The 20,406-nt window shown below is 45.7% G+C and carries 17 protein-coding genes and 4 tRNA genes; 4 read left to right on the plus strand and 17 right to left on the minus strand.

Annotated features, from left to right (window positions below; translation table 11 throughout):
- Positions 1 to 6: 6 nt before the first annotated feature.
- Complete coding sequence (locus MJ595_RS22395) at positions 7 to 885, minus strand: IS982 family transposase (RefSeq protein WP_263078216.1); 879 nt, start codon at positions 883 to 885, stop codon at positions 7 to 9.
- A 137-nt stretch (positions 886 to 1,022) separates the two neighbouring features.
- Between MJ595_RS22395 and MJ595_RS22400 the strand changes: the two genes are divergently transcribed.
- On the plus strand, positions 1,023 to 2,042 hold the full coding sequence (locus MJ595_RS22400; protein WP_263080372.1) for a hypothetical protein: 1,020 nt from the start codon (positions 1,023 to 1,025) through the stop codon (positions 2,040 to 2,042).
- Positions 2,043 to 2,058: 16 nt separating this feature from the next.
- On the opposite strand, the gene MJ595_RS22405 is transcribed toward MJ595_RS22400, so the two are convergent.
- The gene (locus tag MJ595_RS22405; RefSeq protein WP_263322427.1) at positions 2,059 to 2,712 is read right to left on the minus strand and encodes an IS630 family transposase; all 654 of its coding nucleotides are present in this window, start codon (positions 2,710 to 2,712) and stop codon (positions 2,059 to 2,061) included.
- A complete protein-coding gene (locus MJ595_RS22410) occupies positions 2,634 to 3,107 on the minus strand; it encodes a helix-turn-helix domain-containing protein (RefSeq protein WP_263078037.1) in 474 nt (157 codons plus the stop codon). The genes MJ595_RS22405 and MJ595_RS22410 overlap by 79 nt, the downstream gene beginning before the upstream one ends.
- A 261-nt stretch (positions 3,108 to 3,368) precedes the next feature.
- Between MJ595_RS22410 and MJ595_RS22415 the strand changes: the two genes are divergently transcribed.
- Positions 3,369 to 3,635, plus strand: coding sequence for a hypothetical protein (locus tag MJ595_RS22415; RefSeq protein WP_263080373.1), 267 nt, complete (start codon positions 3,369 to 3,371; stop codon positions 3,633 to 3,635).
- Between the two features lie 402 nt (positions 3,636 to 4,037).
- On the opposite strand, the gene crr is transcribed toward MJ595_RS22415, so the two are convergent.
- From crr to MJ595_RS22460, 9 genes are all read right to left on the minus strand, one after another.
- Positions 4,038 to 4,544, minus strand: a complete 507-nt coding sequence (crr, locus tag MJ595_RS22420) for a PTS glucose transporter subunit IIA (RefSeq protein WP_263080374.1) — start codon at positions 4,542 to 4,544, stop codon at positions 4,038 to 4,040.
- 84 nt (positions 4,545 to 4,628) lie between these two features.
- Positions 4,629 to 5,609 carry a 6-phosphofructokinase gene (gene pfkA / locus MJ595_RS22425; protein WP_263080375.1) on the minus strand — a complete coding sequence of 327 codons (981 nt, stop codon included), beginning with the start codon at positions 5,607 to 5,609 and terminating at the stop codon, positions 4,629 to 4,631.
- A gap of 74 nt (positions 5,610 to 5,683) precedes the next feature.
- Positions 5,684 to 7,120 carry a pyruvate kinase gene (gene pyk, locus MJ595_RS22430; RefSeq protein WP_263080376.1) on the minus strand — a complete coding sequence of 479 codons (1,437 nt, stop codon included), beginning with the start codon at positions 7,118 to 7,120 and terminating at the stop codon, positions 5,684 to 5,686.
- A 316-nt stretch (positions 7,121 to 7,436) separates the two neighbouring features.
- Positions 7,437 to 8,441, minus strand: coding sequence for a type I glyceraldehyde-3-phosphate dehydrogenase (gene gap / locus MJ595_RS22435; protein WP_263080377.1), 1,005 nt, complete (start codon positions 8,439 to 8,441; stop codon positions 7,437 to 7,439).
- A 596-nt stretch (positions 8,442 to 9,037) separates the two neighbouring features.
- Positions 9,038 to 9,295, minus strand: a complete 258-nt coding sequence (locus MJ595_RS22440; RefSeq protein ID WP_263080378.1) for an HPr family phosphocarrier protein — start codon at positions 9,293 to 9,295, stop codon at positions 9,038 to 9,040.
- A 263-nt stretch (positions 9,296 to 9,558) separates the two neighbouring features.
- Complete coding sequence (nagE, locus tag MJ595_RS22445) at positions 9,559 to 10,932, minus strand: N-acetylglucosamine-specific PTS transporter subunit IIBC (protein ID WP_263080379.1); 1,374 nt, start codon at positions 10,930 to 10,932, stop codon at positions 9,559 to 9,561.
- Positions 10,933 to 11,212: 280 nt separating this feature from the next.
- A complete protein-coding gene (gene adhE, locus MJ595_RS22450) occupies positions 11,213 to 13,834 on the minus strand; it encodes a bifunctional acetaldehyde-CoA/alcohol dehydrogenase (RefSeq protein ID WP_263080380.1) in 2,622 nt (873 codons plus the stop codon).
- A gap of 283 nt (positions 13,835 to 14,117) precedes the next feature.
- The gene (ptsI, locus tag MJ595_RS22455) at positions 14,118 to 15,827 is read right to left on the minus strand and encodes a phosphoenolpyruvate-protein phosphotransferase PtsI (RefSeq protein ID WP_263080381.1); all 1,710 of its coding nucleotides are present in this window, start codon (positions 15,825 to 15,827) and stop codon (positions 14,118 to 14,120) included.
- A 247-nt stretch (positions 15,828 to 16,074) separates the two neighbouring features.
- Positions 16,075 to 16,272 (minus strand): hypothetical protein, encoded by a 198-nt coding sequence (locus MJ595_RS22460; protein ID WP_263080382.1) that lies wholly within the window; start codon positions 16,270 to 16,272, stop codon positions 16,075 to 16,077.
- Between the two features lie 467 nt (positions 16,273 to 16,739).
- Here MJ595_RS22460 and fbaA point away from each other — a divergent pair, with 467 nt between their 5' ends.
- Entirely contained in the window at positions 16,740 to 17,819 is a 1,080-nt protein-coding gene (gene fbaA, locus MJ595_RS22465) for a class II fructose-bisphosphate aldolase (RefSeq protein WP_263080383.1), read from the plus strand.
- Positions 17,820 to 18,132: 313 nt separating this feature from the next.
- Complete coding sequence (locus MJ595_RS22470) at positions 18,133 to 19,035, plus strand: ROK family protein (protein ID WP_263080384.1); 903 nt, start codon at positions 18,133 to 18,135, stop codon at positions 19,033 to 19,035.
- A gap of 32 nt (positions 19,036 to 19,067) precedes the next feature.
- On the opposite strand, the gene MJ595_RS22475 is transcribed toward MJ595_RS22470, so the two are convergent.
- The 5 genes from MJ595_RS22475 to MJ595_RS22495 form a co-directional block, all read right to left on the minus strand.
- Positions 19,068 to 19,724, minus strand: a complete 657-nt coding sequence (locus MJ595_RS22475) for a hypothetical protein (protein WP_263080385.1) — start codon at positions 19,722 to 19,724, stop codon at positions 19,068 to 19,070.
- Positions 19,725 to 19,887: 163 nt separating this feature from the next.
- Positions 19,888 to 19,963: transfer RNA gene (locus MJ595_RS22480), tRNA-Gly, on the minus strand.
- A 33-nt stretch (positions 19,964 to 19,996) separates the two neighbouring features.
- A tRNA-Asn gene (locus MJ595_RS22485) sits at positions 19,997 to 20,077 on the minus strand.
- 24 nt (positions 20,078 to 20,101) lie between these two features.
- Positions 20,102 to 20,177: transfer RNA gene (locus MJ595_RS22490), tRNA-Glu, on the minus strand.
- Between the two features lie 20 nt (positions 20,178 to 20,197).
- A tRNA-Ala gene (locus MJ595_RS22495) sits at positions 20,198 to 20,273 on the minus strand.
- Positions 20,274 to 20,406 lie beyond the last annotated feature (133 nt).

Raw genomic sequence — 20,406 nt, forward strand, 5'->3', positions numbered from 1 at the left:
TAACGGTTAAGCAACCAACTCAACCAGCCCCGTATGCTGAATGCTCAGAGAAGGCTTCTTTTTTTGAAACGTATAGGCTATAAGCCCTGCCAGCAAGTTCACCATAAAATTGAACTTTGAGCGGTGGCGGGTGTGCTCTATCTGAGAGATATTTTTCAACTGATCGTTGACCGTCTCAATGATTGCACGCCCTCTCAGCAGTACTTTATCAAAAGCAGGCAGGTTCTGAGGTTTCATGTTTTTCCTGCGCGTCGTAATCAGGTCAACATCGTATTTTTCTTTTAAAAGCTGGGCTTTGGCCTTGGATATATAGCCTTTGTCGCCGAACAGCTTACCAAACAAGTGGCAGCACATATCTTCAAGAACAGCACGATCATCGGTATTACCTGATGTACACTTAACCGCCAGCAACTCACCGGTATCATTGATAATCAGGTGAAGCTTAAAGCCGTAATACCAGTGTGTAGAAGACTTACCCCAGCCTGCTTCATCTTTAAACACTTTATGGCGCAGAGCCCGACTTTTTTCACAGACAGCGATGCCGGTTGAATCTATATAAGAAATGCCAGACACCTTGCCATATCGTGTCTGCAAGAAAGCTGAGAGTACCATAAGCGCTTGTGGCATCAGCTCAACAAACCGATTGTAGCTGACTAGCCCGTGAAAGTGCTTATGCCAGTATTTACAGACATGATTAATATAGAAGTGCTTCAGACAACGATAGCCTTTAGCATGAAATAGGATGACGATCGTTGCCACTTCGCTGATTGATAGAGACTGTTTACGAATGCGCTTGCGGCCACAATGCTCGATCAGATACTGGTTTAGCTTTGGTTCAAATTGCTTGCAAAAATCGTCTACCCTGCAAAATACCTTGGTCAGCACAGCACTACTCCACCCCTAATCAGCGTGGTAGCTATGCTATATAAAATCAGTTCCTTATGTCGAACTCAGGTCAGCAGGGAGGTAGTGCTTAGTTGCGGTCAATATGAAACTTTCACCTTTTTTTAATGGGTGTTTATATGAAAAGTTTGTTTTTTTTATTTTTATGTGTTGGGTTTATACCTGCCTGGGCTTATCTTATAGATCCATGTAAAGTGGAAGATATCTTAAACGAATTTAAGCAGTCGTTATTATTGGCTAGAGAAAGTAATTGCCATGTTGTGATTGTTTTTGATCCTGACTCTGCTTTCTACTTTGAAAATAATGAGAATGATGATGAGGATTGTTTTATTAGTCAATTTTTGGAGTTTCTTTCTTTACCCATGTGCAAGGAAGATATTACTTTAGTTTATAATTCTTCAAGAAGTATTGGAACTTTTGATAGAAAAAACACTGGAGAAGAAGGTGAATTATTTTTTTTATTTGGTGATAGTTCTACCTACACCCGTATGCATCTTGATGTAGATGAGGCCAGTAGGTTTTCTTTAGTCCCGGCTCCTGATTTTTTTATTTTTGAATATGGCAAGGGGATTTATATTAATAGTGAGAGGCGGCCATTATTGTATCGTGATAAAAAAGTACGAAAAGCTGTTAATTATCTAAATAGGAATTTTGAATCCAGATTAAAAGTAAATAATACTGTATATGATATTGATTCAGTAAATTATGCGGAATTGCTGGAAGAGCTGGGAAAGGAAAACGCATACAGTGAAAACATATTAAGCTTGCCGCATGACTGGGAGTCTTTAATAGCCAGATACAAAGGATATCCATTTCAGTACGCAGTTCCTCATCGAAGTCTTGAGTACAGGGGGTGGTGGAATGAAAGAAATATTTTGGAAGTGTGTGAGTCATGTTCAGGAATAGCTCCTTCGGAAGAGCACATTATGGCTGATAGTTACAGCTTGATCCATCCCGCCGTTAATAAAGGTAATGCATTGATTGTTCTAATGGCATTAATTGATAATGTGTGGAGTGTTGGTCGTCAGGGGTTTCCTTACGAAGAGACCTGTTTAAAAATGTTTGTGGTAGGGGGAGAGGCGTGTGATATAACAATGTTGAATTTTGATCAGCGTGCAGGCGCTATAAGTAGTGTATAGATTGCTTTCGAATAATTTAACCATCCAGTCGGACAGTATTAGAAAATGAGATCATATACTCCTCTCCAAATGAAAAAAGCACCCGTTCAACTTCTTTTTCAAATTCCGCAAAGCTCTTGATTGACAAGAGGTTGAGCCATTCATACTTTATTTTCCTCCACAGGATTTCAATCAGGTTGAGCTCAGGTGAATATGTTGGCAGAAAGCAGACCAGCAATTTCTTTTCAATCATCCAGTCATCAATTCTGGCACAAAACTTTTTGCTGGTGTGAATGCTGGCATTATCCACCATAACTACCGTGTAACGATCATTTGAGCTGTATTTTTCATCTGCCATTTTCTCTGCAAAGTCATCAAAGGCCGCAATCACCGTATCGCTATTCACTGAACCCACAACAGGATAATGAAATAGCTCACAGCTTCGGTTCATAAACCCCAGTACGTTGATGCGTTTACTTTTGACTGATGGTATTCTGAGCTGCTTTCCTTTTTCCTGCCAACCGTATGGCACACAAGGTTCCTGGGTAAAGCCGGACTCATCAAAATAAAATAAATTGATTAACCCTTTGCTCTCGGCTTCCTGGGCATCTTTCAGAGCAGTTTTACAGTCATGGAATTGCTCTTCGTCCCGTTTATGTTTGCATGATTTACGGAGTCTTTTGTAAACCAGCCCTGCTTTTTTACAATGTTTGCCAGAGTAATTTTTGATGAAGATTTACCGGTTTCATCCTCGATCTTGGATTTGACATACGATAAGCGACGAGGCTCTTCAGCCACTAATTCTTTTATGCGTTGCACTTCGGATTCGTCATATATGCACGGCCTACCGCCACCATGCCCCTTGTACAAGGCACGAATACCATATTCTTCCCAATCATCAATCCACTGAGAAGCAGTTTGATATCTAATTTCAAGTATTTCGGCAATTTGCTCAAGGGTAAAGCCACGATTGCTCAATAAAAGGCTATGGGCTCTTTCCCTTATACATCTCAGAGGTCCGTAGTGTTTGGCGAATTTCAAAGTTAATAAAACAGCTTCATCAGTGATTGTAGTGACGTACTTCATAGGGAGAGGGATTTAAAGACCAGTACTCTCTTTATAATAGAGTAAATGTATCATTCAATAGCTATCTGATCGTTAGATCAAGAAGTAGATTTCTCGTACTGGCCGAACATCCAGTTTATTTGAAACCAAACTATGACCTACTTAGTTGATTTTTCGGAGAGCGAAAAGGAACGAAATGATAGTTATTTAGTAACTTTGATTTCTGGAGTTTATAATATTTTATCCGGCCGACCAAGCTGGTCAAAAAAAACACTATCAAGAGTGATTGATTGTTGGGCTGGAAGCTATATCCCTTATGGCCTTTCATTAAATATGGATTTTTTTTATGGAAAAAAAATCCATAAAGCGCTTGATCATGAAAAAATAAAAAGAATGGAGTATCCTGGGTTGTGCCATATTATCCAAGCTATTTCCAGGGATCTTGTCACATCAATAGGTAAGCAGCAGAAAAAAAAGTTGGAACCCTTCCCGGTGACAGAAGAGCTAAAGTTACTGATTAAAAAAGGAGGCTCTGAACGTTTATTATGATTACTACGCTTTTTCAGCTTAATGCGGGTTTGGGTTGTAATTGAGCGTACCGTGTCCATCTTGTAAGGTCTTGTTGAGGGTAAGTGTCAAGCCTTACATTATGCAGACGCAGCCTGCTTTTTAGTTATAGTTATTTTTAATCAGCCGACAATCTGAACAAAGCGAAACACTGTCAAACAAAGGCATTTCGCCACAGCAACAGCTACCAAAACAAGCAATCCTTACTTACTGCCCAGGATGGTTTTATAGCCGGTATGCTTACCATAGAAAAAATTAAAATTGAGAATATTATTCTGTTATTAACATTTTGCAACACGACACCAATCGTACTTTCTAAACCTCTCCCGCTCCAGCAACAGAAGCCGAAAGTACGGTTGGTCAATTGATCATCACTGGCAGGGCTTACTTCATATGCACAGTCAGCAAAGAGTCAGTTCCTTCAACCACTGAGCCGGATGATTTTTCCAGGGAAGCCACATCATCCATATTGGAAATAACAACCGGGGTAATCACGCTCTTGGCTTTCTCACGGAGAAACTCAAGGTCAACCTCAATCACTGTTTCACCCGCTTTTACATCCTGACCTTCGCAGGCAACACGCTTAAAGCCTTCACCCTTGAGTTCAACGGTATCAATACCAAAGTGAACGAACAGCTCAACACCACTGGCAGTTTCCATACTAAAAGCATGGTTGGTTTCGAAAATTTTACCAATGGTTCCATCGCAAGGCGCTACCATGCGATTACCGGTTGGGTTGATAGCAATACCATCACCCACTACCTTATCCGCAAATACCGGATCTGGCACATCTTCAATAGGAACAATCTCACCGGTCAGTGGTGCCTTGATCACCGTACCTTCATCGGCACCAAGGCCCATAGTTTTCTTGAGAGAATCAAATAAACCCATGATGTACACCTTATTCTGCAGATTTTGAAAGACCGTATTTACACGGTAAATAGAACTACCCGGGCAGGCAATCAAAGAATAAAATCAAACAGTGATAATCTCTGCCACTTTCATCAAGTGACTGTCAATGGTATTTTGCTTGCTGATAGCACGCTCCAGTGGGGTTTTAACCACCTGCTGATCGCGCACACCTACCATAATACCACTTTCACCCTTGAGCAGTGCCTCTACAGCAGCCACACCCAGGCGACTCGCCAATACCCGGTCAAAGCAGCTGGGCTTGCCACCACGCTGAATGTGTCCCAGTACGGTCACTTTGGCTTCGTATTCAGGAAAGCTTTTTTCTACCGTCCTGGCCAGCTCGAACACACCACCGCTCTTATCGCCCTCTGCAACCACAATAATGCTGGAGGTTTTACCCGCCCTGCCACTGCTTTGCAAACCGCTCATCAACTTTTCAACGCTGTTTTCCTGCTCAGGAATCAGAATTTCTTCTGCACCCGCAGCAATACCCGTGTTCAACGCAATAAACCCGGCATCACGGCCCATGACTTCGATAAAGAAAAGACGGTTATGGGAAGTAGCGGTATCACGGATCTTGTCGATGGCCTCAACCACTGTATTCAGTGCCGTATCATAGCCGATGGTATAATCAGTGCCATAAATATCATTATCAATGGTACCGGGAACACCAATACAGGGAATACCATGCTCTTCTTCCAGTAGCATTGCACCCGTGAAAGAGCCATCACCACCAATCACCACCAGTCCATCCAGATTGGCAGCCCTGGCATTTTCATAGGCCTTGGCACGGCCTTCTTTAGTACGGAATTCCTGACAGCGTGCTGACTTCAGGAAAGTACCACCCTGATTAATAATATTGGCAACGGAGCGGGCATTCACCACCTCCAGATCATTATCAATCAGTCCCTTGTAACCTTCCCTGATGGCAACCGGCTCAACACCGTGGTAGATACTGCCCCGCACAACAGCACGAATGGCTGCATTCATGCCAGGTGCATCTCCACCGGAAGTCAATACACCAATTCTTTTAAGCTCTGTCATTTTCGGTTTTTCTCCTTCAAGCTCCCCTGCCTTTCACAGGGAAGCTGATCAACCCGTCGTTAAAAATGGGTGTATTAACCAATAGTAACGATTTGCAGAGTATTGGTGCCGCCTTCAACCTCTCGGTTTTCGCCTTTGGTCAGAATAATCTTATCTCCGGCTTTCAATACACCACGCTCTTTCAGAACAGTGATAGCACGCTCGTTTACTTCAGAACCGTAGGTGCTGCCGCTGTCAAAGGCAACAGACTCAACCCCACGATACAGGGCCACACGGCGCTCTGTGGTTTTATAACGGGTCAGGGCAAATACAGGCAGACCTGTATTAATCCGGGACATCCACAGAGGGGTGCTACCGGTCTTGGTGAGACAAACGATGGCTTTTACACCTTCCAAGTGGTTGGCCGCATACATGGCCGCCATGGCAATGCCTTCATCAGCCTTTTGGAAAGTAAAGTCCATCCGGTGTGTAGAGACCTGTGCAGCAGGCTGCTTTTCAGCTCCCATACAGATACGTCCCATGGCACGAACCACTTCATCAGGACGCTTGCCAGTAGCGGTCTCGGCAGACAGCATAACGGCATCAGTGCCATCCAGCACCGCATTAGCCACGTCAAACACTTCTGCACGGGTTGGCAGGGTGTTGTGAATCATGGACTCCATCATTTGGGTCGCAGTAATCACAGGCTTGTTCAGACGACGGGCTTCGGCAATCATGTGCTTCTGCACACCTACCAGTTCCGCATCACCGATTTCAACACCCAGGTCACCACGGGCTACCATGACAGCGTCAGAGGCTTTAATGACTTCTTCCAGAAGTTCATGGCTGCGCACCACTTCAGCACGCTCAATCTTGGACAGGATAGCAGCAGAACCACCGGCTTCTTTCAGAAGGGCACGGGCTTCTTCAACGTCTTCGGCCCGACGGACAAAAGAAACCGCCAGGTAGTCAACACCCAGGTCTGCAGCCAGTTTGATATCAATCTTGTCTTTTTCAGTCAGTGCTGCTGCAGACAGACCACCACCCTCAAGGTTAATACCCTTGTTATTGGACAGCTCGCCACCGGCAATAGTTGTGGTAACAATTCGGGAACCTTCGATAGCCTTTACCTTCAGGCTTACACGACCATCGTCCAGCAGCAGGGTGTCACCCACTTTACAATCGTTTGGCAGATTGGTGTAAGCCAGGCCAACCTGAGTCTCATCACCTGCATCAATAGGCAGCTCAGCGTCCAGAATAAATTCAGCACCGTCTGGCAGATGGATTTTAGCATTCTGGAAACGGCCAATACGGATTTTTGGCCCCTGCAGGTCACCCAGAATGGCAACACTGCGGTTTAGGCGTGTAGCGATAGAACGAATTCGCTCAGCACGAATACGGTGATCTTCAGGGTCACCATGAGAGAAATTCAGTCGAACAACATTGACACCCGCTTCAATCAGCTTTTGCAGTTGCTCTTCAGATTCGGTAGCCGGTCCAAGAGTAGCAACAATTTTAGTACGTCTGAGCATGATATCCTCTCACTTATACGTCCTGCCATAACCCTGAGTGTTCCTCATCATCAGTAGGCAATCATGGTCATGGGCAGGCTTCAATAGACTGGCAGCAAAAAGCAGCAAGCAAAAGAAGAGGGAGTCTATCTAGGTACACCCATTCCAAACTCCATCTTCTTTTTGCTGCCGCTTTGGCCACACCTTACCGGGCAATGCCAGTAAGCTTTTACTGACGGTTTATCGGCACCGGGCCGGTAAACCAAAAACAAAATCACTTAACTGATAAAACCACAGGCTCGCAAAGCGAGCCTGTGGTTTTATCTAGCAGACACTATCAAGCGCTCATGAAAGCCTTGGCAGTATCCAGCATACGGTTGGAGAAGCCCCACTCGTTGTCATACCAGGACATCACTTTCACCAGGTTACCCTGTACGCGAGTCTGGGTTGCATCGAAGTTGGAGGAGAATGGGCTGTGGTTAAAGTCTACGGAAACCAGAGGCTCGTAGTTAACGTGCAGCACTTCATTCATTGGGCTTGCCTTGGCGGCAGTGGCAATAATTTCGTTAACTTCTTCAGCGGAAGTTTCACGGCCAGCCACAAAGCTCAGGTCAACCAGGGATACGTTGATAGTAGGCACTCGAACAGCCATGCCGTCGAACTTGCCTGCCAGGGCAGGAACAACCAGACCAACAGCAGCAGCAGCACCAGTAGCGGTAGGAATCATGTTCTGGGCAGCAGCACGGGCGCGGTACAGGTCTGTGTGGTATACATCGCTCAGACGCTGGTCGTTGGTGTAGGCGTGAATGGTGGTCATCAGGCCTTTTTCAATACCCAGGGTATCGTTCAGCGGCTTGGCGATAGGTGCCAGGCAGTTAGTAGTACAGGACGCATTAGAGATAACGGTCATGTCGGAAGTCAGGACGTCCTGGTTCACACCGTATACGATAGTTGCGTCAACATTTTTGCCTGGGGCAGAAATGATAACCTTCTTGGCACCAGCATCCAGGTGAGGCTGGCACGCTTCCTTGGAACGGAAAATACCAGTACATTCGAATACAACGTCAACACCCAGCTTGGCCCAAGGCAGGTCAGCAGGATTGCGCTCAGAGAAGGTCTTGATTTCGTCACCGTTTACGAACAGGGCGCCTTCACCTTCTTCAACCTGCGCATTAAAACGACCATGTGCAGTGTCATACTTGGTCAGGTGAGCGTTAGTCTTGGCGTCACCCAGGTCGTTGATAGCAACAATCTGGAATTCTTCGCGACGACCGGCTTCGTAAAGGGCACGCAGTACATTGCGGCCGATACGGCCATAGCCATTGATTGCAATTTTAATCATGACGTCTCCAATACTATTAATCGCAGCGGATTACCCGCGCTTTATCTTAGTAAATAGGATTTCCAACTCGAATACAGCCTAGTAAAAACACCTACAGCCCTTGATAATCAAGGGTTTGCAAGAAATACACACAACTGCACAAGTAACCACGCCTCACAGCTGAAAACTGAAACATAAAGAATCAATCTATAACCAGGGCTGTACCTATAAACTCGTTGTACGAGTGGAATTCCTAAATCCGGGATTTTTTTTACCCGGACAACCAGGAGGGGGGGTTGACAGATTAATGGTACGGAGTTACAAATACGCAAGATGATTCACAAACATTTGCACATTTTTTCACACCGCTTCATTAATGGGTCATACAACTCCCTGAAGCATACTTGCATTACAACTATGCGAAAATAAACCAGACTTCATGCAGTTGAGGTCTGGTCTTCATTTGTATAATTGTAACCGTCTTAATCCAAGACGGCTAAGGGATATGTATAAAAAATAAGAACTGTTTCATCGGACATTTGACCAGAGTCAATAAACCGACACACACTCGAACCATATCCCTTTATTCAAACAGCCAGCTCACTGTCTTTTTTTCATTACTTTAATGTTGTAATAAACTCAGCCAGATGCGCTACTGCCTGCTCAGCACCTTCGCCTTCTCCAATAATACTAACGCTGGTTCCCTGGGTCAGTCCCAGAGTCTGGAGCTTGAACAGGCTCTTGGCACTTGCCTGCTTGCCTCCCACTTCCAGCTTGATGGTGCACTCAAAACCCTTTGCCTCTTTGACAAACTGTGCTGCCGGGCGGGTATGAAGGCCATTTTCAGCAGTAATAACTACATCTTTTTTAAACATAAGGTTCTCACTTGTTTTCACGGCCGGATGATCCGGCTCTACTCGTTAAATTAGCCAGGGCGCTATTTTGCCACATTCTGTCAACAAAGTAGCTCCCTAACCCCGGTTCAGCAGCTAACCACTGAACCTGGATGTAAAGTGATGTAAAGTGCTGTCCCGGATTGATGAACACCTCTAAAATCAAAATGGGTGCTCAACGGTGTCACCTTCATGACTCACCACTTTTCAGACAGCAAATATAGTATGAAGTTCTATTTCCTGGCTCAAAGCCCGGCCTTAATCTCTCCGGCAATAATTTCAGCCTGGGGACCCAAAATAACCTGGAGATTATTCTCTCCCAAACGCACAATACCTTTAGCGCCTATTGCCTTGAGTCCGGCTTCATCAATACGGTTTCGGTCAGCCAGCGTCAATCTCAGGCGGGTAATACAGGCATCAACTGTCTTGAGGTTATCTTTACCCCCTAAAAGTTGTACATAGCGAGTTGCACGTTCGCTGCCGCTTATATGTTCCACCTCTTCTGATACAGCACCCTCATCACGACCGGGAGTTTTTAAATTAAATGCCTTAATCGCAAGGTAGAAGATCGTGAAATAAACCAGGGCAAAAGCAAGACCAATAAAAATCAGCGTAACAGGTTTCGTTGCCAGTCCCCAGTTCAGCACCATATCAAAGGCACCCGCGGAGAAACCAAAGCCATGGAGCACACCCAGCATATTGGTTACAACCAGCGATAGACCCGTCAACAGCGCGTGAACAACGTATAATCCTGGTGCCAGGAAGACAAACATAAACTCCAATGGTTCAGTAATACCGGTCAGGAAGGCAGTCAGGCCAACGGAAAGTAATACGCCTCCCACCTTAGCCCTGCCTTCTTTGGGCGCAGCCAGATACATGGCAAACGCAGCAGCTGGCAAACCAAACATCATCACAGGATAAAACCCGCCCATAAATACTCCGGCGGTTGGATCCCCGGCAAAGAACCGAGCAATGTCACCTGTCACCAGTTCTCCAGCAGCATTGGTATATTCCCCAAGACCAAACCAGAAAATGGAGTTCAGCACATGATGAAGACCCACAGGAATCAACGCCCTGTTCAGAGTTCCATAAACAAACTGACCAATTGCGCCAGAGTCAGCAACACCATTACCAAAGGCATTAATGCCATCCTGAATAGCAGGCCAGATATAGCCCATCAAGAAAGCTGCTACCAGAGCAATAAGCCCGGTCATAATGGGCACAAGACGTTTACCACCAAAGAATGCCAGAAACTGGGGTAGTTGTACGGCATGAAACTTATTATAAGAATGCCCAGCAATAATACCGGCGATAATGCCACCAAAAAATGACATATCAATTTCAGGATTGATAGTTCCCGCCGCTGCAGTTAACACAAAATAACCAACACCACCGGCCATAGCAGCCGCACCACCATCACCTTTTGCCAGCCCCATGGCGATACCCAGGGCAAACAACAGTGGCAGGTTACTGAAAATAGCACCGCCCGCTTCCGCAATAAAAGGGATACCCAACAAATCAGGTTGTCCCAAACGCAATAGCAACGCCGCTACCGGAAGAATCGCAATGGGCAACATTAACGCCTTGCCCAGTCTCTGCATGTACCCGAGAATATTCACCGTCTCACTCCCCTGCCTGCCCTATTATCATTGGCTCAATAAAGCTCAGAAAAGGAAATATAATACCAGAATGTAACCGGTTTCTGTAACCGATTGCAAAAATGTGGGCTATTCTGCTTTCACTGACCTGCCTGCGCCTTGATCCAGAGCAAAACTGCAACATTATTTAGTAGTTTTTTTGGACGATAACAACTAACAGAAAAATGGTTAATGGTGAGTATCATGAAGCTTTATCAAAAAGAGGGAAGCAGGGTAGCCCCCTGCCTCCTCAACGATGCAACTATTTGCCGTAGTAAGCTTTCTTGAAGAGTTCCTCCAGCTCTGTCACCAGCGGCATTCTGGGGTTAGCTGTTGTGCACTGGTCTTCAAACGCGTGCTCAGCCAACATCTTGACCTTAGACAGGAAGTCTTTCTCGGAAACACCCATTTCCTGAAGCGACAGAGGCATCCCCGTACGTTTCATAAGATCACGAACAGCACTGGCCAACGATTTAACGCCCTGTTCAGGATTAGCTGCCGGCAGGCCAAGCGCTTTCGCTACTTCCGCATACTTTTCATGGGCAATATAATGGTCGTATTTAGGGAAAGAAGCCACTTTAGTCGGCTGACTGGCACCATTATATTCAATAACATGCGGCAGCAGCAGTGCATTCGCCAAACCATGAGACACATGGAATTCATGACCCAGTTTGTGAGCCATGGAATGATTAATTCCCAGGAAGGCATTAGCAAAAGCCATACCGGCAATACAAGATGCATTGTGCATTTTTTCACGGGCACGCTTATCTGCTTTTTCATAGGAATCCGGCAGGTAATCGAAGACCAGCTGAATAGCCTTCATCGCCAGCGCATCTGTATAGTCAGAGGCCATGATAGACACGTAGGCTTCCAGCGCATGGGTTAACACATCCAGGCCCGTATCCGCAGCCACCTTCTTGGGCACAGTCAGCACCAGATTAGGATCAAGGATGGCAACATCCGGGGTCAGTTCGTAATCCGCCAGCGGATACTTGATCCCTTTTTCCTTATCAGTAATAACTGCAAATGACGTTACTTCCGAACCAGTACCAGAAGTAGTCGGGATAGCAACAAGCTTGGCTTTCTTGCCTAATTTCGGGAATTTATAGACACGTTTACGAATATCCAGGAATTTCTGGGCCATGCCGGCAAAATCAGCATTTGGCTGCTCATAGAAAAGCCACATTCCTTTAGCCGCATCAATCGGAGAGCCACCGCCCAGAGCAATGATCACATCAGGATTAAAGCGCGCCATATCCTCAGCGCCAAGACGGATGGTTTCCAGGCTGGGGTCAGGCTGAACCTGGTTAAACACCCTCACCTGAACCGGAGCCTGGCGCTTTTGCAGGTGATAACGCACCTTATCAACATAGCCCAGACTTTGAATAACCTCATCGGTCACAATATAGACCTTGGAGATATCCGGCATTTTCTCCAGATACTGAAGGGAGTTTGCCTCAAAATAAATTTTCCGAGGAAGCTTGAACCACTGCATATTCACCCTGCGCTTGGCCACCCGTTTAACATTAATCAAGTTAACAGCAGAAACATTGGACGTTGTACTGTTACCACCATAGGTACCACAACCGAGAGTCAAGGATGGCATATTGGTGTTGTAAATATCACCAATGGCACCATGGGTACTTGGGGAGTTGATAATGATACGGCCTGCCTTCATGGCCAGGGAGAAGTTATCAATCACCTCATCACTTTGTGAATGAAGAACCGCAGAGTGCCCCAATCCACCAAAATTCAGCATCTGATCAGCAAGATCAATAGCATGCTTGATATCACGCGCCCTCAAAATACCCAGTACTGGAGAAAGCTTCTCTCTTGACAGCGGATGCTCCGGTCCAACGCCTTCTATTTCACAGGCCAGCACCCGTGTATTCTCCGGCACCCGGATATCAGCCATCGCTGCAATGTCAACAGGCTTCATTCCAACAATCTGACTGTTAACATGCCCATCAACGATGACCACTTCAGCCAGTCGCCTGGTTTCTTCCGGAGAGGTGAAATAGCAGTTCAGCTTTTTCATCTCTTTCACAACATCTTTGTACACCGTCTCATGGACAATTGCCGCCTGCTCGGACGCACAAATCATGCCATTATCAAAGCTCTTGGACAGTACCAGATCATTGGCTGCCTGCTTGACATCTGCAGTCTGGTCAATCACACAGGGTACGTTACCCGGACCAACGCCCAGGGCAGGCTTACCAGAGGAATAAGCAGCCTTAACCATACCAGAACCACCGGTAGCCAGAATGACCGCCACTTCAGGATGAACCATCAATTTCTGTGTCGCTTCCAGAGAAGGCTGCTCTACCCAGAGAATACAATCTTCAGGCGCTCCTGCCTCAATGGCTGCATCACGAACGGTCCTGGCCGCCTCAGTGGAGCACTGTTGCGCAGAAGGGTGGAAAGCAAAAATGATAGGATTACGGGTTTTAGCAGAAATAATGGACTTAAACATGGTGGTGGAAGTGGGGTTGGTAACCGGTGTAATACCACACACTATGCCCACTGGCTCGGCCACCAGCATAAAGTCTTCTTCTTCATTATCCTCTATCACACCCACCGTTTTATCGTATTTAATGGAGTGATAGATATATTCAGTCGCAAAAATATTTTTAGTAACCTTATCTTCCAGAATCCCCCTTCCTGTTTCCTCTACAGCCATTTTGGCCAGGCTCATGTGAGCGGCCTGCCCCGCCAGGGCCATAGCCTTGGCCACCCGATCCACCGTTTCCTGGTCAAGCTCAAGATACTTATCCCGAGCTATCCTGGCCTTACCAATCAGCACATCCAGCTGCGCATCCACACTATCAACAACGGCCTGTTTTTGTTTTTCTACAGCCTTGGCAGTTTGCTTTTCGCTTGCCATATCGCTTACCTCACTCTACGAATAGTATTCGTTGATGAACAGAAATCCTTTCAACGCTTGGCGTTCAGCCTATAAAGCCGAACAACCTGATATTCTTTATTAACCAGTTACTCTCCCTACCCTGGCCTTTAAATTCCCTGATAAAAAATCAAGGCATTAATGAGCGAAAAATATTGCTTTCATCTCATTTAAATTAAAATGAAAACAATAACCTCCAACCTCAAAACAAATGAAAATGATTTCAACGGAAGCCTGAAAACAGGCTTCCATTATTAATGGCTAATTAACTGGCAAAGTTTTCAAGAAGAGACTTCACTTCAGCCGCAGTAGGCAAATTAACCGCTTTCTCAGCCATTACCTTCAGCGCATCATAACCATAACGTTTAACTGCCTTTTTAACCCTTGGAATGGAGGTCGCACTCATACTGAACTCATCAAGACCCAGGCCAGCCAGCAATAGAGCGGCACGCTCATCACCCGCCATTTCACCACACATTCCCGTCCATTTACCGGCTTTATGGGAACAGTCAATGACTCGCTTGATCGCCCTCAGGACACTTGGAGAAAAATGATCATACAATTCAGCGATCATCTCATTACCACGGTCAACCGCCAGCACATACTGAGTCAGGTCATTTGTGCCAATGCTGAAGAAATCCAGCTCTTCGATCAGCAAGTCAGCAACCATCACCGCGGCAGGTGTTTCAACCATAATACCTATTTCAACACTTTCATCGAAAGGCTGACCTTCACTACGCAAAGCAGACTTAACTTCATTGACAATAGCTTTTAGACGACGAACCTCTTCGACAGAAATCACCATTGGAAACATGATTTTCAGCTTGCCGAAGTGACTGGCTCTAAGAATAGCCCTAAGCTGGGTATTCAGGATTTCCGGTTTATCAAAGCACATACGAATGGCCCGATATCCCAGGAAAGGGTTTAACTCCTGCGGCAGATCCAGATAAGGCAGCTCCTTGTCGCCACCAATATCCAGGGTTCGCACAATAACCGGGCACCCTTTCATTGCTTCCGCTACAGCTTTATAGGCCTGAAACTGCTCTTCTTCCGTTGGCATCTGGCTTCGATCCATAAACAGAAATTCTGTCCGGTAAAGCCCTACACCCTCAGCACCATGGCGATTGGCACCCTCAACATCCTTCACCGTGCCTATATTTGCACAAATCTCAAACCGCTTACCATCCGCTGTCTCACAAGGAAGATCCTTAAGTTTAGCCAGTGCCTGACGCTCAACATCCAGATCTTTTTGCAGTTTCCGATAACTTTCCAGAGCCATCGCATCGGGATTAACCAGCACTTTATTATTAACAGCATCCAGAACCACCTGATCACCACTGACAATACGGTCAGTGGCAATTTTAGCCCCAACAATAGCGGGCAGCTCAAGGGAACGCGCCATGATGGCGGAATGAGAGGTTCTTCCACCTACATTGGTAATAAAACCCCACACCTTATCCAGGTCAATTTGAGAGGTATCTGAAGGTGTCAGATCATCCGCAATAATAATGGAGCCTTCCTCAACATCCTCAAGGGAAGCCATAGGTATCCCCAGAAGATTCTTCAGCATACGACGGCCAACATCTTTAATATCCGCAACACGCTCACGTAAGTAAGGGTCATCCAACTCTTCAAGCATTGAAACATTAGCCTTGATAGCGGCATTCAATGCCGCATCAGCGGGGGTCAGCCCCTTAATGGCTTCCAGAACCTCTTCTTCAAGCTCTTCATCGGTGGCAACCAGAATATGGCCCTCAAAGACCTCGGCTTCTTCCTCACCCAATTTGGCGGCAGCCTTGTCACGAATGATTTCCAGCTGCTCTACAGTTTTATCGCGTGCACCCTGAAACCGGGCCACCTCGGATGCCACCTCTGACTGATCGAGAACACCATCGCTGATTTGTATATCCACCTCTTTCAGCACAAAAGCTTTACCAATAGCAACACCAGAAGATGCAATGATGCCTGAGAACATGATCTTACCTACTTAAAATCTTGTCAGTAACCAGTAACCATCTGGATAATATTTCGAAGTCAATCACCCAGATTCTAAAAACCTTTATCGCCACAGCGATAAAAACAGTATTTTTACATTAAATGAGCAAACTTTTCACGCAATAACAATTTCAAACAACAAAAATATTGAATAACTAAAAGTACTAAAAAACAAAAATAAAAGAATATTTTTAAAGTACTTCAAAAACCAACAAAGACAATCACTTTTATTTACATTTATCTCCAGCAATTAACAGGCCAAAGGTATCTAAAAGCAAAATTAATCTCGCAAACAGTAAAGATAAAAGATCACAAAATGATAATCTTTCACTATTTTTAACATCAGCCTCTCCAAGCAAAAGCAAAGAACTGCAATTATCCGGATTAACGTCCTGATGTTTAATAATGAATAAAGATGTATCCATCTGTTAAACTCAATAGGTCATAGAAGAAAACATGTAATCAACTGGTTAGGAATAAAAATAAAAACCTACCTATTACAAACGACCCATCAAATTTCTTTAAAAATTACACCACAAATCCATTATTGAAAAACTGATCTAAATCATGGCTTATCACTCATCATACGAGGTATAAGCCAAAAGTTTATTAATTTATATTTAATTATTCTTAATACTTATTAAATATTGAATCATTTGTGTATAATCGCCTCTCATCGCACAATTAGGCTCAACGCAGCGTTTAACTCTTTCATAGAGTTTCAGGTCATGAAGCAACTACCCAACATGACCCTATCCGCTGACGATTAGCAAATGCTGGAACCGGGAGCCAAAGAGATGATCAAAGAACGCTCATCCTGTACGTTTCTAGAGCATCCCTTAAACCTCGAAAGCATTGCCCTTTGTTTGATTCTGGAAGCAGGACAACCCTTATGTCTAAAAAGATCTTCGATGCAGTAAAGCCTGGCGTAATCGCTGGTGATGATGTTCAAAAAGTCTTTGAAATTGCCAAAGAAAACAGCTTCGCCCTGCCAGCAGTTAACTGTGTAAACACCGATTCCGTTAATGCTGTACTGGAAGCTGCCGCCAAGGTTAAATCTCCTGTTGTTATCCAGTTCTCTAATGGCGGCGCCGCCTTCTTTGCCGGTAAAGGCCTCAAACTGGAAGGTCAGCAAGCCCAGATTGCCGGAGCCATTGCAGGCGCCAAGTACGTTCACGCAGTAGCCGAAGCTTATGGCATTCCTGTCATCCTGCATACCGACCACGCAGCAAAGAAACTGCTGCCATGGATCGACGGCCTGCTGGATGCCGGCGAACTGTTCTTTGAGCAGACCGGTAAGCCACTGTTCAGCTCTCACATGATCGATCTTTCTGAAGAAAGCCTGGAAGAAAATATTGAAACCTGCGCTAAATACCTGGAGCGCATGGCCAAAATCAATATGACCCTGGAAATCGAACTGGGCTGCACCGGCGGTGAAGAAGACGGCGTTGATAACACCAACATGGATTCTTCCTTACTGTACACCCAGCCAGAAGATGTTGCCTACGCCTACGAAAAGCTGAATGCCGTTAGCCACCGATTCACCATTGCTGCTTCCTTCGGCAACGTGCACGGCGTTTACAAGCCAGGCAACGTTGTCCTGACCCCTAAAATCCTGGATAACTCCCAGAAATTCGTTTCTGAAAAGTTCGGCCTGCCTGCCAAGTCCCTGAACTTTGTTTTCCACGGTGGTTCCGGCTCTTCCCTGGAAGAGATTCGTGAGTCCATCGACTACGGTGTCATCAAGATGAATATTGACACTGATACCCAGTGGGCTACCTGGAGTGGTGTAATGGGCTACTACAAAGAAAACGAAGCTTATCTGCAAGGCCAGATCGGCAACCCCAAGGGTGAAGACCAGCCTAACAAGAAGTTCTATGATCCTCGCGCATGGCTGCGTGCTGGCCAGTCTTCCATGATCAGCCGCCTAGAACAGGCATTTTCTGACCTGAACGCCATTGATGTCCTGTAACTGAGCATTAATAGGCCACAAGGCCAGCAATAACCATTGCTGGCCTTTTTATATCAAGAAACTAAAACCCAACCTTCGCAGACCTATCAAACCGATTGAGCACAACCTGACATCGTTCAAAAGCTGTTCCACATCATTACTTTTTCCCCTTAAAATATTATACCCTCTGCCTCCAAACCTGACAGGCTGAAGAATTCTGACAGATGCGATCAACCCGGAACAAATAAAAACGGCAATAATTACATATATCGCAGTCACCAGAAACTCTCAATGGCCCTAGGTTAAAAACAATTACTTCCATCTGGAGCAAACCATGCTGTATGGACTGGACATCGGTGGCACAAAAATTGAGCTAACCGCTTTTGAAGACAATAACAACGTATTCACCAAGCGAATACCAACGCCCACCGAATCCTACACTGATTTCAAAGCCGCCATTAAACAACTTGTTACTGACACTGATTTGGAACTGAATAGTCGTGGAACTGTAGGTATTGGCATTCCCGGCTTTATCGAGCCCCACACAGGAAAAGCCCGGTGCGCCAACATCCCCTGCGCCAACGATAAACTGCTTCAGTGCGACCTCGAGATGATTCTGGACAGGTCAGTAAAGATTGAAAACGATGCTAACTGCTTTGTTCTTTCCGAAGCTCGGGGAGGAGCAGCAGAAGGCTTCAGCTCTGCATTTGGCGTTATCCTTGGCACAGGCTGTGGCGGCGGATTTTATCTTAACAACAAACTCTATACAGGATGCAACAATCTTGCCGGTGAATGGGGACACACACCCCTGCCCTATAGCATTTTCGAACTGGCCGGACAAAACTTTCCAATAGTAAAATGTGGCTGCGGACTGAAAGGCTGTATCGATAACTACCTCTCTGGCCGAGGACTGGAGCTGATTTATAGATATCTGACAGATGAAGATAAAAAAGGCAAAGAAATAGTTCAGTCTTATCGACGCCACGCCCCCGATGCAGCCAAAGCCGTTGAAATATATTGTGAACTTCTGGCCAATGGGTTGGGAGGCATTATCAACACCTTTGACCCCGGTGTTATTGTTTTCGGAGGTGGTTTATCAAATTTTGATGAACTCTACGAACTCATCCCCTCCATGCTGAAACAGCATACGCTGAAAACCAGCAAACTTCCGGAAATCCGTAAGGCTGTTTTCGGGGATGCTGGCGGCGCTCGTGGCGCCGCATTGCTTAACCACTAAAATAAGGGGGATCTAATCCCCCGTCACTTTCATTATTTCTCAATCAGGCCCTGCTCACTCACCCCAAGCTTTTGAATCCGCTTTTCCTCGGGAGGTTTCCCAAACCCCTGCCCTTCCGCATAATCAAGGAATGTTAAAATAACCGATCCTGTCACATCAAAAGGTTCATCAATATCCAGACCTGTTATTTTTACACGATCCCCCACAAAGTAACTTCCCCGATGGGCAACAATATGACTGTTATGATCAAACCGAAACAACCCCAGATACCAAAAATAACCCGACCCCTGCCCGGCAACCACAAAAGGCGCTAAAAACCACATATCCTTTTCCGGATTTCCTATCTGAACAGGGCGTATCTTCATATAATCAAGGAGTACCATCCCCTTTTCATAACCGTCGTCATACCCTCCAGAGGCATACTTAACCCCATCACGATCAACGATATCAGTCAATGCTGCTGACGTATCAATATCTGGCACACTGACCATCCAGTCCCTGCCAGTATTAACGCTAAACAGCTCCCGCATCACTTTTGACTGGTAGCCAGACCCTTCATCCTGACTCACGTCCAGAGTATTGGACTGAACAACATCCAAATCATTCTTAGTAACGTTGAAATGATAGATTACCGCTGCCACAACGAGTACGAGAAGGGAGACAAGGACCAATAGAGCTTTTTTCATCACATAAACCCCATCCTGCTTTTTTAGTGAAAAAAAAAGCCAGTCAAAATGACTGGCTTTTTTGAATTGGAGCGGGAAACGAGACTCGCCCTTGCTATAAAGAGACGACCCCAACCTTGGCAAGGTTTCATTTCACGCCATATGCAGAATCTCTGCATCATTAAACTGGAGCGGGAAACGAGACTCGAACTCGCGACCCCAACCTTGGCAAGGTTGTGCTCTACCAACTGAGCTATTCCCGCAGTGAAAATGTTTTATGACTTTTTCAAAGTCGGAGCGGGAAACGAGACTCACTCTTAAGCTCTGGAGCCCCCAACCTTAACAAGATTGTACTCTACCAACTGAGCTATTCCCACTTTAGCGTCTGACGCCAAAATAAATGGCGTCCCCTAGGGGACTCGAACCCCTGTTACCGCCGTGAAAGGGCGGTGTCCTAGGCCACTAGACGAAGGGGACGCAAATTCTCAAAGAGAATTTGGTGGAGCCAAGCGGGATCGAACCGCTGACCTCAACACTGCCAGTGTTGCGCTCTCCCAGCTGAGCTATGGCCCCAATCAATGCTGATCATTATGCAAAATTGATTATCAAAATCAATTCACCCCGAAGAAGAACTTCGTTATTGCTGTCAGCAGCAAACGAGGCAGAATTCTATGGATATCATCCCCATCTGTCAACAACGATTTTT

This window comes from Endozoicomonas sp. Mp262 (genome assembly GCF_025643335.1).
Taxonomy (GTDB): Bacteria; Pseudomonadota; Gammaproteobacteria; order Pseudomonadales; family Endozoicomonadaceae; genus Endonucleibacter.

Coding starts and splice junctions, on each gene's coding strand:
- MJ595_RS22440 (WP_263080378.1), bottom strand. CDS start 9,295: ATGTTTAAAAAAGATGTAGTTATTACTGCTGAAAATGGCCTTCATACC.
- MJ595_RS22460 (WP_263080382.1), bottom strand. CDS start 16,272: ATGGATACATCTTTATTCATTATTAAACATCAGGACGTTAATCCGGAT.
- MJ595_RS22470 (WP_263080384.1), top strand. CDS start 18,133: ATGCTGTATGGACTGGACATCGGTGGCACAAAAATTGAGCTAACCGCT.
- ptsI (WP_263080381.1), bottom strand. CDS start 15,827: ATGTTCTCAGGCATCATTGCATCTTCTGGTGTTGCTATTGGTAAAGCT.
- MJ595_RS22400 (WP_263080372.1), top strand. CDS start 1,023: ATGAAAAGTTTGTTTTTTTTATTTTTATGTGTTGGGTTTATACCTGCC.
- MJ595_RS22410 (WP_263078037.1), bottom strand. CDS start 3,107: ATGAAGTACGTCACTACAATCACTGATGAAGCTGTTTTATTAACTTTG.
- gap (WP_263080377.1), bottom strand. CDS start 8,441: ATGATTAAAATTGCAATCAATGGCTATGGCCGTATCGGCCGCAATGTA.
- adhE (WP_263080380.1), bottom strand. CDS start 13,834: ATGGCAAGCGAAAAGCAAACTGCCAAGGCTGTAGAAAAACAAAAACAG.
- crr (WP_263080374.1), bottom strand. CDS start 4,544: ATGGGTTTATTTGATTCTCTCAAGAAAACTATGGGCCTTGGTGCCGAT.
- fbaA (WP_263080383.1), top strand. CDS start 16,740: ATGTCTAAAAAGATCTTCGATGCAGTAAAGCCTGGCGTAATCGCTGGT.
- pyk (WP_263080376.1), bottom strand. CDS start 7,120: ATGCTCAGACGTACTAAAATTGTTGCTACTCTTGGACCGGCTACCGAA.
- pfkA (WP_263080375.1), bottom strand. CDS start 5,609: ATGACAGAGCTTAAAAGAATTGGTGTATTGACTTCCGGTGGAGATGCA.